Here is a 14675-nt window from a genome sequence, read left to right as displayed (position 1 = left end):
CCGCCAAGCCCGTTTTTGCCCTCAAGTCATGATCAGCCCCATGAGCGCATAAGCGATCAGGGCCACGAGCCCGGCCGCCAGCGCATAGGGCAGCTGGGTTCGCACATGCTCCAGGTGGTCGCAGCCTGCGCCCAGGGAGGAAATGATGGTGGTGTCCGAGATGGGTGAACAATGGTCGCCGAATACGCCACCACCCATGACCGCCGCCAGCACCAGGGCGGGGGGAACGCCCATGGCAGCGGCCAGGGGCAGGGCAATGGGGATCAGGATGCCGTAGGTGCCCCAGGACGTGCCGGTGGTAAAGGAAATGATGGCGCCTGCGAGAAAGGTCAGCGGTGCCAGCAGAAAGACCGGCAGGGCGGGGCCGAGCATGGCCGCAACAAACTCGCCGGTACCCAGGGATCGCATGCTGCTGCCCAAGGCCAGTGCCAGCAGCACGGTGGCCACCACGGGCAGGAGCCGCCCCATGCCTTGGAAACCAAGCTCCACCAGCCGCCGGTGTTCAAACACTCCGTCCACCCGCAACAGCACATAAGCCACCATCACGGCCAGGGCAGTCGCCCACAGCACGGATTGGGCGCCAGCCCCGGCCAGCAGGCTGCCATCGCCGGTGAGCCAGAGAAAGAAGAGAATGCCACCGATCATGGTGCCCACCGGCAGCAGCATGTAGCGGGCGCGGGTGGGCTTGATGTCTTCCCGGTCCTGGATCTCCTCGCCCCGGGATTCCGCGGTTTTCAGGGGGCCGTGAACCCGGGTAGTCAGGACGGTGTACAGCACCAGTGCCAGCGTGAGCAGGGCATAGAAATTGAGGGGGATGGTGGCCACCAGAACCGCGACCGGGCTTTCATAGTCGAACTCGTCGATCAGTCCCAGGATGTAGGCCCCCCAGCCATTGAGCAGGATGAGGATGGCCACCGGGGCGCAGGTGGAGTCGATGATGTAGGCCAGGCGGGCCCGGCTCATCCTGAAGCGGTCAAAGAGGCCTCGGGCGATGATGCCCGAAGTCAGGATGCTCATGTTGGTCTCGATGAAGATGGCAAAGCCGGTGAAGGTCGGCAGCAGGCCGGCCCGCCGGGCATTGGTGGTGTAGCCGCCGCGTGTGAGCATCTGCACCACGGCCGCCACACCACCGGAGTACTGGATGTAGTAGAGCAGGGCGCCCACCAGCAGACTGAACAGCAGTATGCGTGTGCTGTTGGGGTTGGCAAAGACATCCGTGGTACGGTCAATCAGGCCGGTGAAGCCGCCACCGGGATTGAAGCCCGCCAGCAGCAATTCCGACACGAACAGCGCCGCCAGCAGAGCCACGATCACTTCCCGCTTCCACATGGCGACGGCGATGGCCACCAGGGGTGGCAGCAGGCTCAACCATTCCATATCAGGCAATCCCGGCAACATGGACACCGCGCGCTCGCCGGCAGCCCACAATGGGGTTGCCGGTGAGCGGTCGATGAGTCAGGCATTCAGCGAATGGGTAGCAGATTGATCAGGTTCATGTCCTCATCATCCACCAGCTCGATGTTACCCGACGGTGACGTGATCAGGCTGGTGACACCCGGGCCGTGACCGGCGACCCGGCTGATCCCGTGCACCACCACGCCAATGCTGATGGCGCCACCCCGATAAATGCGGCCGAACTTGTGGTCGGCATCGGTAATGGCCACGATGTCGCCGAAGCGCAGGCGGTCCAGGCCGTATCGTTCCACCACTTCTTCGTCGAACAGCTGGATGTCGTAATCACCGGTGGCCACATGGTTGCGACCCAGACCGGACCCCATGATCTTTGCTGGAATGCGCAGCGCCACCGGCACGCGCAGCTGGCCGGCCTCATTCACGCCCATGCCGCGTTCGGTCATGGCGTGCAGCAGGTCGGGGCTCATGTTGCGCAGGTGGATGTTATCCACGTTAAGCGCTTCCATTCCCAGGCCGATGACACGGATCTGCATGCGGTCGCCGACCACCAGATCGTCATAGACTGCACCGGGAAAATCCACCATGACATTCTCGATACCGCCGTGCTTGCCGATGACACGGCCTTCGGCTCCGGCGGCCTCACCGTCGAGAATCCGTACCCGGTTGCCGATCTGGCTGAGCACATTGAGCGCATGGTTGGCGGTATCACCGGGGTCACCATGACGGATGCTGACGGCCGGTTCCACATGATCGCCGGCCATGTGAACCGCCGAATCGCCGGTACGAAAGTTATAGGTAATGCCCCCGGTGCCCGGCAGGGTCTTCACCGTGCCATCCGGCGCTACCCGCAGTGGCGGGTTGGCCTGGTGTGGCTGGGTGATGGCCCCCACCACGGACTGTTCCACCAGCTGGTCACGGTTGATCTCAAGCGGTGTCACGTCGCTGGCGGCCGTTTCGCTGCCGCAGCCCATGAGGACGCCGGCGGCCACGATGGCGATGACATGATGGTGGCGAACTGAATGCCGTGCTTTCATTGGAAACTCCTTGATGACTTGCGATCAATCCAGACTGGCGAAGGCGTCACGGGTCATGTTTTCATGACCGCTGGCGGTGACCAGGATGTCGTCCTCGATGCGAATACCGCCATAGGGGCGGAAGTGATCCACCCGTGACCAGTTGATGGCGGCACCCTCCTTCTTTTCCCGCAGCGGGTCGAGCAGATTGTCGATGAAATACAGACCCGGTTCGACGGTCAGGCTGTGCCCCTCGTCCAGCACACGGGTGGTTCGCAGATAGGGGTGGGCCGGGGGTGGAGGTGCACGGTTGCCTTCGTGATCCGCCATGTGGCCGCCCACATCGTGTACCTGCAGGCCGATGAAGTGACCCAGGCCATGGGGGAAGAAGGTGCGGGTCAGCCCGCTGTCGAAGGCTTCCTCCGCGGACACGGTGATCAGAGACCAGTCGGCGAGCACAGTGGCGAGAAGACGGTGTGTCTGGTCATGCAGGTCTCCGAAACTCACACCCGGGCGCACACCGTCACACAGTGTCCGCTGCAGTTCGTCGAGCGCCTCGATCAGTTCGGCAAACTCCCGGTCCGCGGCGGAGTAGCTGCGGGTAATGTCCGAGGCGTATCCCGCATGGGCAGCCCCCGCATCGATCAGGAAGGACAGCAGGGGCGTGGGGGACTGACGCTCGAGGCGGTCGTAATGCAGTGTCGAGCCGTTGGCGTTCAGAGCAATGATGGCCGGGTAGGGCAGCTCGTTCTGGGTATGCCCGCAAGCGGTGCAGAAGGCCTGATGAATTTCGTATTCGCTCGCACCCTCTCGGAAGGCCTTTTCCGCCGCTCGGTGAGCCAGTGCGCCAAGGCGATTGGCTTCGCGCATGCAGTCCTTTTCATAATCCGTCTTCCAGGCCCGGTCGAAATGCAGGAAGTTGATCAGAGCCTCCGGGTTCTGTCGGGCCTTGGTCAGGCCATCCGGCCGATCTTCGGCCAGCAGCGCCGTTGCCTCGCCGTCGGGCAGGGCCGCTTCCAGCTTGCCCGCATCGTCGAACAGCTCGATATCGAAGGCCTCGGTCCAGGTACCGCTGGGGGATTCCGGCGTCTTGTGCCAGAAATCCGAAGGTGCATGCAAAAGCAGCCTGGGCCGCTGTCCGCTCTGGTACACCACATAACTGTCCGGGTGGGCGGTAAGGGGAACCCAGTAGTTGAACAGCGGGTTGACCTTGAAGGGGTAGGCAATATCGTCAAGGAATCGCTTGCCGACACGCCCGCTGCCGACGATGGCGGTACTGAGCCCGGTGTGTCGGAGGGCGGCATCGAAGCGTTCGCAGACGGTCTCAACGTGGGCCGTGTGATGGTCACTGCCCGCGATTTGGGGTGATGCGTGCATAGGGCTTCCTGTGTTCGGTCGAAATTGAATATCCTCTCAGGATAACGCAGTCGCGATGGCCTGCGCAGGTCTATCCGACCGGACGGCCGGGGGATGGTTTCAGCCGCAGAGCGCCCGGAGGGGCCTGGCGCTGACGGTGGGCGAGTCATCGGCGTATTCCGATGGTCACAGTATCGAGACCGGTTCCCGCTGCCTTCCGGTTGACCGTGCCCGCAAACAGAACGCAAGGAGTGCCCAGAAAAATGTCCCGAATGATCCTCCTGATCAGCCTGTTACTGCTGGCCGTGGTCGGTCGAGCGGATATCCGAGACGATTTCCCGCGTCCGGAAGCCTTCGAGCCCGATGTTCGGTTCTGGCAGCGCATCTACACGGAGGTTGGAACCGATGGTGGTCTGCTGCACGACAACCGCCATCTGGATGTGGTCTATGAGGTCATTCGCTTTCCGGACGATGCCGGCAGCCAGACCCGTTCACGGGTGGTGGATGAGGCCCGCAGTCGCATTCGGGACGGCCTGCTGGAACTGGCCCGTGATCCACAGGCGGATGATCGCCTGTCGCGGGAGCTGCGGGCGCTCTGGGGCGACGAGGCCGGGCCGGCGGAACTGAGGGCCGCGGCCGACCGTATCCGATTCCAGCTCGGGCAGCGCGATCGCTTTCTGGCGGGCCTGGAGCGTTCCGGGCGCTGGGATCCCTGGATTCGGGAGGTCATGCGTGAGCACGGCGTACCCGAGGGCATGGTGGCCTTGCCCCATGTGGAATCCTCCTTTACCCCCTACGCCCGTTCACGGGCCGGTGCGGCCGGGATGTGGCAGTTCACCCGGGGCACCGGGCAGCGTTTCATGCAGGTGGATCATGTGGTGGACGAACGGCTGGATCCCTGGCGATCCTCCGAGGCGGCCGCCCAGCTGCTGCGCCACAACTACCAGGTTACCGGTTCATGGCCACTGGCGCTGACGGCCTACAACCACGGCGCGGCTGGAGTACGGCGGGCGGTTTCCGTGATGGGGAGCGACGATATCGTGACCCTCGCCAGACAGTACGAAGGTCGCCGCTTCGGCTTTGCCTCCCGCAATTTCTACCCGGCCTTTCTTGCCGCACTGGACATTCACGCTGACCCCGAGCGTTTTTTCGATCCCCTGAGCCTGGAGCCGGCCCAGCAGCCCAACGGTGTCGAGATGCCGGCCTATGTGCCCGTCAGTGAGCTGGCCCAGGTGTTGGGGACCTCAGAGGAAGAGCTCAGGCGCCACAATCCGGCGCTCCTGTCCTCGGTCTGGAACGGCAGCAAGCTGGTGCCGCGGGGATACGCCTTGCGTCTGCCGCCGAATGCGGATTCGCCGGCGCCCAGCGAGCTGCTTTCCCTGATTCCCGCGGGGCAGCGGTTTGCGCGCCAGGAGCCGGACCGCTATCACGTGCTTCAGCGCGGTGAGACCCTGTCCCATGTGGCGAATCGTTACGGCACGTCCGTTGCCGAGCTGGTGCGCATCAACCGCTTGCGCAGCGCCCACCGGGTGCGGGCCGGTGAGCGTCTCACGCTTCCGGCTGGTCGCACGGCGGGCTTGCGGGTCGAGACCATGCCGGAGGATGGGGTTTACGAGGTGCGCCGTGGCGACAATCTTTCCCTGATCGCCGCCCGCTTCCGAACCACTGTTGCGGCGCTACGGGCGATCAATGAACTGGAGCAGACGGATCACATCTACCCGGGGCAAGTGCTTCGTCTGCGTCCGGAGGAAGACGTGATCGCAGCCGCCGGGGGTGAGGACGATTCGCCCGTGGAGGCGCTGGAAACCGTGGCGGCAACACCGTCCGCCCCAGACGTCGTGGAGACTGCCGTGGCCCTGGTGGAAGAGGCGCCGGGTACGCCCGTGGAGACCCAGCCGGAGCTGGCCGCCGATCCCCGCGATCATTCCGTCGCCGCCGATGGCCGCATTGTCCTGCAATGGGGTGAGACCCTCGGCCACCACGCGGATTGGCTTGATATTCCCACCCAGCGCCTGCGTCATCTCAATGGTCTCGCCTTCGGTGAGCCCGTGGTGACCGGGCAGCGACTGCGCCTGGACTTCGCCCGGGTATCACCCGGTGAATACGAGCAACGGCGTGTCGCCTTCCACGAGCGGGTGCAGGAGGCCTTTTTCCGTGCCAACCGCATCGTGGGCAGTGAGGATTACACCGTGACGCGGGGTGATTCGCTCTGGCGCCTGACCCGTCGGTCCGGGGTGCCGGAATGGCTGATTCTGCAGTACAACCCGGATGTGGACATGGAGCGTCTCAGACCGGGCCAGGTCATTCGCTTGCCGGAGGTGGTGGCCCGGGATTGAGGGCAATGTCGGTCACGGGGTGCTAGTCTGAAGGAAAGCGCGTGCCGGGCAGGGAATCCGCCGCGATTGGGGGGGGTGGCACCGTGTGTGATGGGAGTGGCCTCTGGTGAGAAGCATGAGCCTGCCTCGGTGGCTGCGCCACCGTCGACTCAGCCTGCGTGTGGTGCTGGTCATCCTGCTGATCAGTTCGGTATTCACGCTGCTGATCACCGCCTACCAGCTTTACAGTGAGTACCGTCGGGATGTGACCGGGCTGGAAAGCAGTCTGGAACAGGCGGAGTACACCTTCGCGGAAAGCCTCGGACGCAGTGTGTGGGCCCTGGATGAAGAGCAGGTGCTGCTCCAGCTTCAGGGGATTCTTCAGCTGCCTCATGTGCACCAGATCCGGGTGGAAGGTGATCTGCTGCTTTCCGTCGGTGACAGCCGTGATTATCCCTATCGCATCGATCACCGCTTTCCCATTCGTCACACGGGTGTGGACGGGCGGACGCATGCACTGGGAGAGGTGCATGTGGTTGCCGATCTGGAAGGCATCCACGCGGCCGTCTGGGATCGTGCCCTTTTGATCCTGGTGGCCCAGGGGCTCAAGACATTCTCCGTGTCCGTGCTCATACTGTCTGCCTTCTATCTCATGGTCACTCGCCATCTGCAGTCGCTGGCCACGTTTGCCAAGCGTCTGCGCCTCAACCGCCTGAACATCCAGCCGCGACTGGAGCGCCCGGCAAGGGGCTGGTTGCGGCCGGATGAGCTTGACGCCGTGAGCCATGCCTTTGGCCACGCAGTTGAACGTATCCGGCGGGATGTGGAGACGCGGGAAGTTGTCGAGCGGGAGCGTGATCTGCTGGCCCGGGCACTGGAGCAGTCACCGGCAGGCGTGCTGATCATCAAGGGGGATGGTGTGGTGGAATACGCCAACCCGCGTTTTCTCGAGTTCAGTGCCTGCAGCCCGGAGCAACTGATCGGTCAGCCGGCGTTCGAGGAAGGGGGCTGTCTTCGCCGCCGCGTCAGTGTGCCGCCAGAAGCCGGTGATCCCTGGCAGGCCATGAAGGATGGCGGGAGCTGGCAGGGTGAAATCCGCTTCCGCCGCGAAGACGGTCACTATCGCTGGGCCTGGACTTCCCTCAAGGCCGTCAGTGACGGTGGGCGGCCCTATTTCATTGCCCTCATCGAAGACACTACCCAGCTGCGCACCGTCCAGGAGCGTCTGGACTTTCATACCCATTTCGACACCCTCACCGAGCTGCCCAACCGGGTTCTGGCCTATGAGCACCTGAGCCGTGAAATAGGGGGCAGTGACGACGGCCATACCACCGCGCTGGTCTTCCTGGACATCGACAATTTCAAGTACATCAATGACAGCCTCGGGCATGAAATCGGAGATCGGGTGCTGACCGCCGTGGCCAACCGGCTTCGGCGATTGTGTGATCCGGAATGGGTGCTGGCCCGCTTTGGCAGTGATGAGTTTCTGATTGTGATCCCGCGGGCCGCCGAAGCCGTGGTGCTGTCCCGGCGACTTGAAGGGGTACTGGCTGAATTGCGTGAACCCCTGGCACTGGAGGGGGAGACCTTCTATCTCTCGGCTACCGCCGGGGTGGCGCTTTCCTCGCAGGTGGGTGGCACGGCTCGGGAACTGCTCCAGGCCGCGGATACGGCGCTGTATGCCGCCAAGAAGGCACACAAGAATACCCTGCGTTTCTACCAGGCGGAGCTGGGGCGGGAAACCCAGCATCGGCTGACGCTTGAGAGCGACTTGCGCCAGGCGCTGGCGCTGGGACAGTTCGCCTTGCACTATCAACCCATCATCGCACTGGACAGTGGCCAGGTGGTGGGCCTGGAAGCTCTCATCCGCTGGGATCATCCGGAGCGGGGCCTGGTGTCTCCCGAGGAGTTCATTGCCCTGTCGGAAGAAAACGGCCTGATTGTCCCCATCGGCGAGTGGGTCCTTGCCACCGCTCTGGAGGATCTGGCCACCCTCCGCCGCATGGAGGGCATGGCCGGGCTGCACATGGCCGTGAATATCTCGTCCAGGCAGCTGCTGGAGGAGGATTTCATGGGGATGGTCGAGCGCGAGCTGCGGGCCAGCGGCCTGCCGGGGTCGGCCCTGCAGCTCGAGCTGACTGAACGTCTTTTCCTTGAGGAATACATCCACACCCGTCGACTGTTGGCGGATCTGGCAAGCCGGGGGGTGAATCTGGTCATCGACGATTTCGGCACCGGGTATTCTGCCCTGAGTTATCTGCGTCGACTGAACGTGCATGCCCTGAAAGTGGATCGGGAGTTTGTCCGGGACATCGACAGGGATGAAGACGACGCCCTGTTGACCCGGGCCATCGTCTCCCTTGCCCACGACCTGCAGATTCAGGTGGTGGCCGAGGGCGTGGAAGAGAAACAGCAGCTGGACTATCTCAAGGCACTGGGTTGTGAGATGGCCCAGGGCTATCTCCTGGCCCGACCCATGCCACTGGCTGATTTGAGGGTCTATCTGGAAAGTCGTGATGACCATGTCCAACTGGGGTAGGCGACAGTCGGTTCTGGCCGTCCTGTTCTTCATGCTGGCCTTGAAGCCAGCCCTGGCCGTGGCGGAAGTCCTGGAGGTGGGCCACATCCGCCCGGATGTGGGTGAGGATCAGCGCAGCGACTATTTTCTGGAACTGCTGGACGCGGCTCTGGCGGCCAGTTCGGAAACCTTCGGGCCCTACCGTCTGGTGGAAGCACCGGTACAGATGACTCAAAGCCGGGCCATGCATGAAATGGGTCGGGATGAGTATGTCCATGTCATCTGGACCATGACCAGCACTGATCGGGAAACCGAGCTTCGGCCGGTTCGCATCCCTCTGCTTCGGGGGTTGCTCGGGGTTCGAGCCGCGGTGGTCCCGGCCGGCCAGGCCGCCAGACTGGAGGGGGTCGACACCCTCGAGACCCTGAGTGAACTGATCCCCGGGCAGGGTCATGACTGGCCGGATACGGCCATCCTTCGCGCCAATGGCATTCGCGTGGAAACCGCCTCCAGTTACGAAGGCTTGTTCAGAATGCTGGTTCGCGGAAGGATCGATTACATTCCCCGCTCGGTGGCCGAGGTCTGGGGGGAGCGCTCCATGTACCAACGTCATGACCTCGTGATCGCCGATCACTTCCTGCTTGCCTATACCGCGCCCATCTACTTTTTCGTTGCCGCGGACAATAGTGCCCTGGCCGAGCGTCTGGAATACGGCCTGAATCGCTTGATCGAAAGTGGCGAGTTCCGGCATCGCTTCGAGACCCACCCCGCCAACCGTGAAGCCATCGAGCGGTTTTTTGCCAACCCTCGCCCCATCATCTGGCTGAATAACCCGGATCTTCCTGAGGAGACGCCATTGGATGTCGCCGAACTCTGGTTTGAGCCGGTTTTTCGCCACCACGAGGTCGGGGACTGAAAGGGAAGAATCCCGGGCTGTTGGCGCCCGGCAGGATTCCTCTATACTGCAGGTATATGTCAAAGCCTCGCACTACAGTGGCCCGGCAATTGCCGAGCGATGAAAAGCTTTACCGCGCCTTGTTCGAGGCGTCCAGCTATGCCGTCCTGGTGCTGGCATCCAATCAGGTCGTGGCATCGACGCCGGCGGCTGCCCGACTGTTTGGCTACCACGACCGGGAAGAACTCATCGGTCTCCATCCCAGCGAGCTATCTCCGCCGAAGCAGCCGGGTGGCCAATCCTCGCGGGATGTTGCTTCACGGCACATTCGCCAGGCGCTCAATGAGGGCTACATCCGCTTCGAGTGGACTCACTGTCGTGCCGACGGAACCCCCTTTCCCTGTGAAGTCATTATCACCCGGCTGGATTTCAGTGATGGGCCGCTGCTGCGAGCCACCGTGCGGGATATCAGCCACGAGAAGGCAACCCAGGACAGCCTACAGAAGAAGGCCAGCAGTCTCGAAGAGCGTCTGGTTCAGCAGAACGAAAAGCTGGCGCATGCCAATGATGAGTTGGCGCGGGATCTGGCAGCACTGCGGCGTACCGAGAAGGCACTCGAGGACCAACGCTCCTTCTTCAAGCAATTGTTCGATGCTTCGCCCGAGGGCATCGTGCTTCTGGATCGGAAGGATCGCATACTTCGCGCCAACCGCGCCTGGCTCGAGCTCTTCGGCTATCAGGCAAAAGAAGTTCTGGGTCACGAGATCAATGAGCTGATCGTTCCAGCTTCGGCCGGCGAAGAGGGCCGGCATTTGTCCGAACGTGTCCTTTCAAGCGAGTCCATACAGTCCGATTCGGTCCGTCGCCGAAAGGACGGCAGCCTTGTGGAGGTGTCCATACTCGGGGCGCCCATACACATCGATGAAGACCAGATCGGTGTGTACGGCATTTACCGGGATGTCACCGACCAGCGCCGAGCAGAAAATCAGTATCGTCTCGCCGCCGCCGCGCTGGAGAACACGGCGGAAGGGGTCATGATCCTGGACCAGGATCGCAAGGTGGTGTCGGTGAACAAGGCCTTCACGCGCATCACCGGCTATTCCCGCCAGGAAGTGCTGGGTCGTCCCATGCCATTGCGCTCGGTGGAATCCAACGGCGAGCCGCTTGGTGATGCTGTCTGGAATGCCCTAAAGGCGGATGGTCACTGGCAGGGTGAGGTCTGGAACCGGCGCAAGTGCGGAGAAGCCTACCCGGAATTACTGAGTCTGAGTACGGTCAAGGATGCGGAAGGGGAGCTCACGCACTACGTCTGCATCTTCAATGACATCACCCAGAACAAGGAATACGAGAAACGCCTGGAGTACCTGGCCCATCACGATGCCCTGACGGGCTTGCCGAACCGGGCGCGTTTCGAGGAAGAGTGCCAGCACGCCATTGCCCGGGCCAGTCGCCGCGGTGATTTTGCCGGCATACTCTTTCTCGATCTGGATCAGTTCAAGATGGTCAATGATTCGCTTGGCCATCCGGTTGGTGATCGCCTCATCGTCGCCGTTGCCGAGCGACTCGCCCACCTGCTTCGCAGCAGTGACATTGTGGCTCGATTCGGGGGGGACGAGTTTGCCGTGCTGGTGGAGGATATCGAGGGTCCGGATGATCTGGCCGGCATCGCCGGCAAGATCCTCGCTTCCCTGGCAGAGCCCATCGAGGTCTCCGGCCATGAGCTGATCACCTCCTGCAGCATCGGTGTCAGCTGCTATCCCCAGGATGGCGACAGTCCGGCCACACTGCTGCGCAATGCCGACACCGCCATGTACCGCGCCAAGGAGAAGGGGCGCAACAGCTATCAGTTCTTTGCCGCTGACATGAATGCGCGGGCCTATGAAGAACTGTTGATGTCCAAGGCCCTTCGTGACGCGCTCAATGAGCGACAGTTCGTGCTGCATTATCAGCCCTCGGTCAGTCTCCAGGATTACCGCATTACCGGGGTGGAAGCGCTGGTTCGCTGGGTGCATCCGGAGCAGGGACTGATTCCGCCGTCGGCCTTCGTGCCCCTGGCCGAGCGAAATGGCCTCATCGGGGAGCTGGGGCAGTGGGTCTTTTCCGAAGCCTGTCGTCAGGCGGCCGAATGGCGGAGCATGGGGCTGCCACCCCTGAGAGTGGCGGTGAATGTCTCGGCGCGACAATTCAATCGTCGTCGCCTGGTGGCGGAACTATCGGAGGTGATCGCAAAAAGCGGCATGGTGGCGGCCGACCTCCATCTGGAGATCACCGAAAGCATGATGATGGAGAACCCGAAACGGGCGTTGACTACCCTTCGGGAAGTGGCCGAGATGGGCATCGACATCGCCGTGGACGATTTCGGAACCGGTCACAGCTCCCTGAGTTATCTCAAGGATTTCCCCATTCATTTTCTCAAGATTGACCGCAGTTTCGTCATGGGTCTGCCGGAGGACGAAGACGCACTGGCGATCGTCCGTGCCATCGTGGCCATGGCGCACAATCTCAACCTGAAAGTGATTGCTGAAGGCGTGGAGACCGCGGCCCAGCGGGATCTGCTGGCCGCTATCGGCTGCGATGAAGCGCAGGGTTATTTCTTCAGTCGCCCGCGTCGCGCCGACGACGTGATCAAGCTCCTTCGCAACGGCAAGCCCCTTCCCTGAAAACCTTTTACTAGCGGTCGACTGGCTCGCAGACGATCCAGGGCTGATCCCCCCGACGCGAGAACTGGTGTTCCCGGGGGATGTCCTTCAGGGCTCGATCCCGGGCTTCGGGGCTCGTGTACCAGCGATAGCTTTCCCAGTCACTGCCCAGCAAATGAGGCAGGGCCATGGGGTCGCCCTGGGGCAGGGTGATGCGGATGCCGAAGCGCTTGTTGCTGTCGTTAGTCATGGCGTTGGGTTCTCGGGCCAGTCGCCCTGATCCGTTAGTGAATGAAGTGGGGAGAAATTATAACAGCGGCCGGGCCACATGAGGCCCGACCGCCGCGAATGATGGGGCGGAATCAGAGCCGGTCGCCGTGATTCAGCTCGGGCGCCGGCAGAGTGTCGGCCCCGTCCCGAATGAAATGATCCATCCAGCGCATCAGGCGCATGGCGTAATCCCGCTGGCTGGTGGCATTGCGGTTGCCGTGACCCTCGCCCGGGAAGGTGACCATTCGAACCGGGGTATTCCCCTGCACCTTCAGGGTGCGGAACAGCTCCATGGACTGACTCACGTGAACCCGGGTGTCCGCTTCGCCATGCATGATGAGAATGGGGGTTCGGGATTTCTCGGCATGGTAGATCGGGCTGCGCTCCAGGGCGAACTGCCAGTCATCCCAGGGCCACTTGCGGGAATGCACCAGCATCAGCTCCTGGGGAATATCGGAGGTACCAAACTTTGAGATGGTGTTGCTGATGCCGACGAACATCACGCTGGCGGCGAAATGCTCGGTCTGTGCCGTGGCGCCCCAGGCTGAGGCGTAGCCACCGTAGGAACCGCCGGTGATGCCCACCTTGTCACTGTTCACCAGGCCGGTTTCCACCAGGTGTTCTTTCGCATCGACAATGTCATCGAATTCGGCACCGGCCGCATCGGCCTGGCCCAGCTTGCTGAATTCAACGCCCCGGGCGGTGCTGCCCCGGTAGTTGGGGTAAAAGACGGCATAACCCCTGGCGGCCGCAACCTGCCCCGGGTTGGAATAGTTCGTGTTCCAGCCATTGGAGATGTGCGCTTCCGGACCGCCATGGATGACCATGATCAGGGGATGGCCACCGCGACGGTTTTCTTGCAGGGGACGGATGAGAATCCCTTCCAGATCCAGGCCATCCCGGGCTTCGTGGGTGACCACCTCCTGTCTGGCCAGCTCCCGCTCCGCGAGCCAGGGGTTGGAATCCGTCCAGCGCTTGAGCTCACCGTTCTTCAGGACATGCAGCTCGCGCGGATGTTCAGGGCGGTCGGCTGCGAAGGCCAGGGTTTCACCGTTGGCCGCCAGGCTCATGTTGCGCAGGATGGGCTGTTCCCGACCGATCAGCACTTCCCGGCCGCGGCCGTCGATACCGACCCGCTCCAGTTCACTCCAGGTGCCTCGGTGGCCCAGCCAGACGAGGGTGTCTTCGTCCAGCCAGTCCATGGACTGGACATGCCCCAGGTAGCTTTCGCCCCGAATGGTGCGGATTTCACCGCTGGAGACATTGCCGACCACAAGGCGCCCTTCTCGGGGATCGTGCAGATCGGCCGAGCCAACCCAGGCCAGGTGCCGGCCATCCGGGGACCAGGCCAGGGAGCCCAGTTTCCCTTCGGTCTGGAAGGAGACCAGAACATCGCCGTTCTCTGCATCAACGACCTGGGGCTTGCGCGCCATCATGTGGTCATCGATCAGCGGGGTAGGGGCGATCATCATGGCCAGACGGTCACCCTCCGGGCTCCAGTGCAGTTCGGAGGCAGAGCCGTCCAGATCCAGCATTTCCGCGTCATTCCCGCTGTCCCGTTCGCCAATCCACACACGCACCGGGTTCAGGCCTTCCTCGTGCACCACGGCATTGAAGCCCCGCTCATCCAGGCTGCGACGTTGTTCGCTGCGTGGTTCGGTGCCCAGGAAAGCGAAACGCTTGCCGTCCGGGTGCCAGCTGTAGCTGCGGATTCCGCTGTCGTGCTGATAGACACGGCGGGCTTCACCGCCATCCAGGGGGATGGTGTACAGGGCACGGCTGTCATCTCCGTCCCGCCGGGCGAGGAAGGAAATGGCCGAACCGTCAGGCAGCCAGTCGATGGCTGAAATGTTGACCTTGCCGGTGATGAATGCGCGGCTGTCATCGGCGCCCCGGGCCACATGCAGCTCACTCCACGCCGGTCCGTTCTCGTCTTCATAGGGGTTGCGCTGAACCTGTTTCAGGTAGGCGACATGTTCGCCATCAGGTGAGATGGCCACCTGAGTGACCTGCTGAATTCGATACAGGTCGTCCAGTTCCATTCCCTTGGCCATCACGGCCTGGGCGCCCACGGTCAGAGCCAGGGCCAGCAGGCAGATGATATTTCGTCTCAAATTCATTGTTCACGCTCCCAAATCGGCGTTTTGACGGGATTCCCTATCGATTGACGAGCCGGGCGGCCGACGGCCCGGGGGGCTACAGGATAGGGAAGGCGGCCCGGGAACGCCAGCGTAAGGGCACCGGCCTGCCGGATTG

9 protein-coding genes are annotated in these 14675 nt (G+C 62.7%); 4 read left to right on the top strand and 5 right to left on the bottom strand.

Going from position 1 to position 14675, the window contains the following annotated elements; all coding sequences use genetic code 11:
• Positions 1-21 precede the first annotated feature (21 nt).
• The 3 genes from RBH19_RS02430 to pepQ all read right to left on the bottom strand — a co-directional run bounded on the left by RBH19_RS02430 (position 22) and on the right by pepQ (position 3803).
• Complete coding sequence (locus RBH19_RS02430; RefSeq protein ID WP_306727209.1) at positions 22-1377, bottom strand: Na+/H+ antiporter NhaC family protein; 1356 nt, start codon at positions 1375-1377, stop codon at positions 22-24.
• A gap of 86 nt (positions 1378-1463) precedes the next feature.
• The gene (locus RBH19_RS02425; protein ID WP_306727208.1) at positions 1464-2447 is read right to left on the bottom strand and encodes a DUF4438 family protein; all 984 of its coding nucleotides are present in this window, start codon (positions 2445-2447) and stop codon (positions 1464-1466) included.
• A gap of 24 nt (positions 2448-2471) precedes the next feature.
• A complete protein-coding gene (gene pepQ / locus RBH19_RS02420; protein ID WP_306727207.1) occupies positions 2472-3803 on the bottom strand; it encodes a Xaa-Pro dipeptidase in 1332 nt (443 codons plus the stop codon).
• Positions 3804-4045: 242 nt separating this feature from the next.
• On the opposite strand from pepQ, the gene RBH19_RS02415 reads away from it, so the two are divergent.
• From RBH19_RS02415 to RBH19_RS02400, 4 genes are all read left to right on the top strand, one after another.
• Complete coding sequence (locus RBH19_RS02415; protein ID WP_306727206.1) at positions 4046-6118, top strand: LysM peptidoglycan-binding domain-containing protein; 2073 nt, start codon at positions 4046-4048, stop codon at positions 6116-6118.
• A gap of 115 nt (positions 6119-6233) precedes the next feature.
• Positions 6234-8636: a bifunctional diguanylate cyclase/phosphodiesterase gene (locus RBH19_RS02410; protein WP_306727205.1), complete on the top strand. Its 2403-nt coding sequence runs from the start codon at positions 6234-6236 to the stop codon at positions 8634-8636.
• A complete protein-coding gene (locus tag RBH19_RS02405) occupies positions 8614-9531 on the top strand; it encodes a transporter substrate-binding domain-containing protein (RefSeq protein WP_306727204.1) in 918 nt (305 codons plus the stop codon). The genes RBH19_RS02410 and RBH19_RS02405 overlap by 23 nt, the downstream gene beginning before the upstream one ends.
• An 89-nt stretch (positions 9532-9620) precedes the next feature.
• Positions 9621-12170 carry a sensor domain-containing protein gene (locus tag RBH19_RS02400; protein WP_306727203.1) on the top strand — a complete coding sequence of 850 codons (2550 nt, stop codon included), beginning with the start codon at positions 9621-9623 and terminating at the stop codon, positions 12168-12170.
• Positions 12171-12180: 10 nt separating this feature from the next.
• Here the strand turns inward: RBH19_RS02400 and RBH19_RS02395 are convergent, their stop codons facing one another.
• Together RBH19_RS02395 and RBH19_RS02390 are read right to left on the bottom strand one after the other, a co-directional pair.
• The gene (locus RBH19_RS02395) at positions 12181-12399 is read right to left on the bottom strand and encodes a hypothetical protein (RefSeq protein ID WP_306727202.1); all 219 of its coding nucleotides are present in this window, start codon (positions 12397-12399) and stop codon (positions 12181-12183) included.
• A gap of 112 nt (positions 12400-12511) precedes the next feature.
• Entirely contained in the window at positions 12512-14539 is a 2028-nt protein-coding gene (locus RBH19_RS02390) for a S9 family peptidase (RefSeq protein ID WP_306727201.1), read from the bottom strand.
• Positions 14540-14675 lie beyond the last annotated feature (136 nt).

It is taken from the genome of Natronospira bacteriovora, assembly GCF_030848495.1.
GTDB classification, from domain to species: domain Bacteria; phylum Pseudomonadota; class Gammaproteobacteria; order Natronospirales; family Natronospiraceae; genus Natronospira; species Natronospira bacteriovora.
The sequence above is the reverse complement of the archived record's forward strand: the minus strand, read 5'-3'. Positions and strand labels throughout refer to the sequence as shown.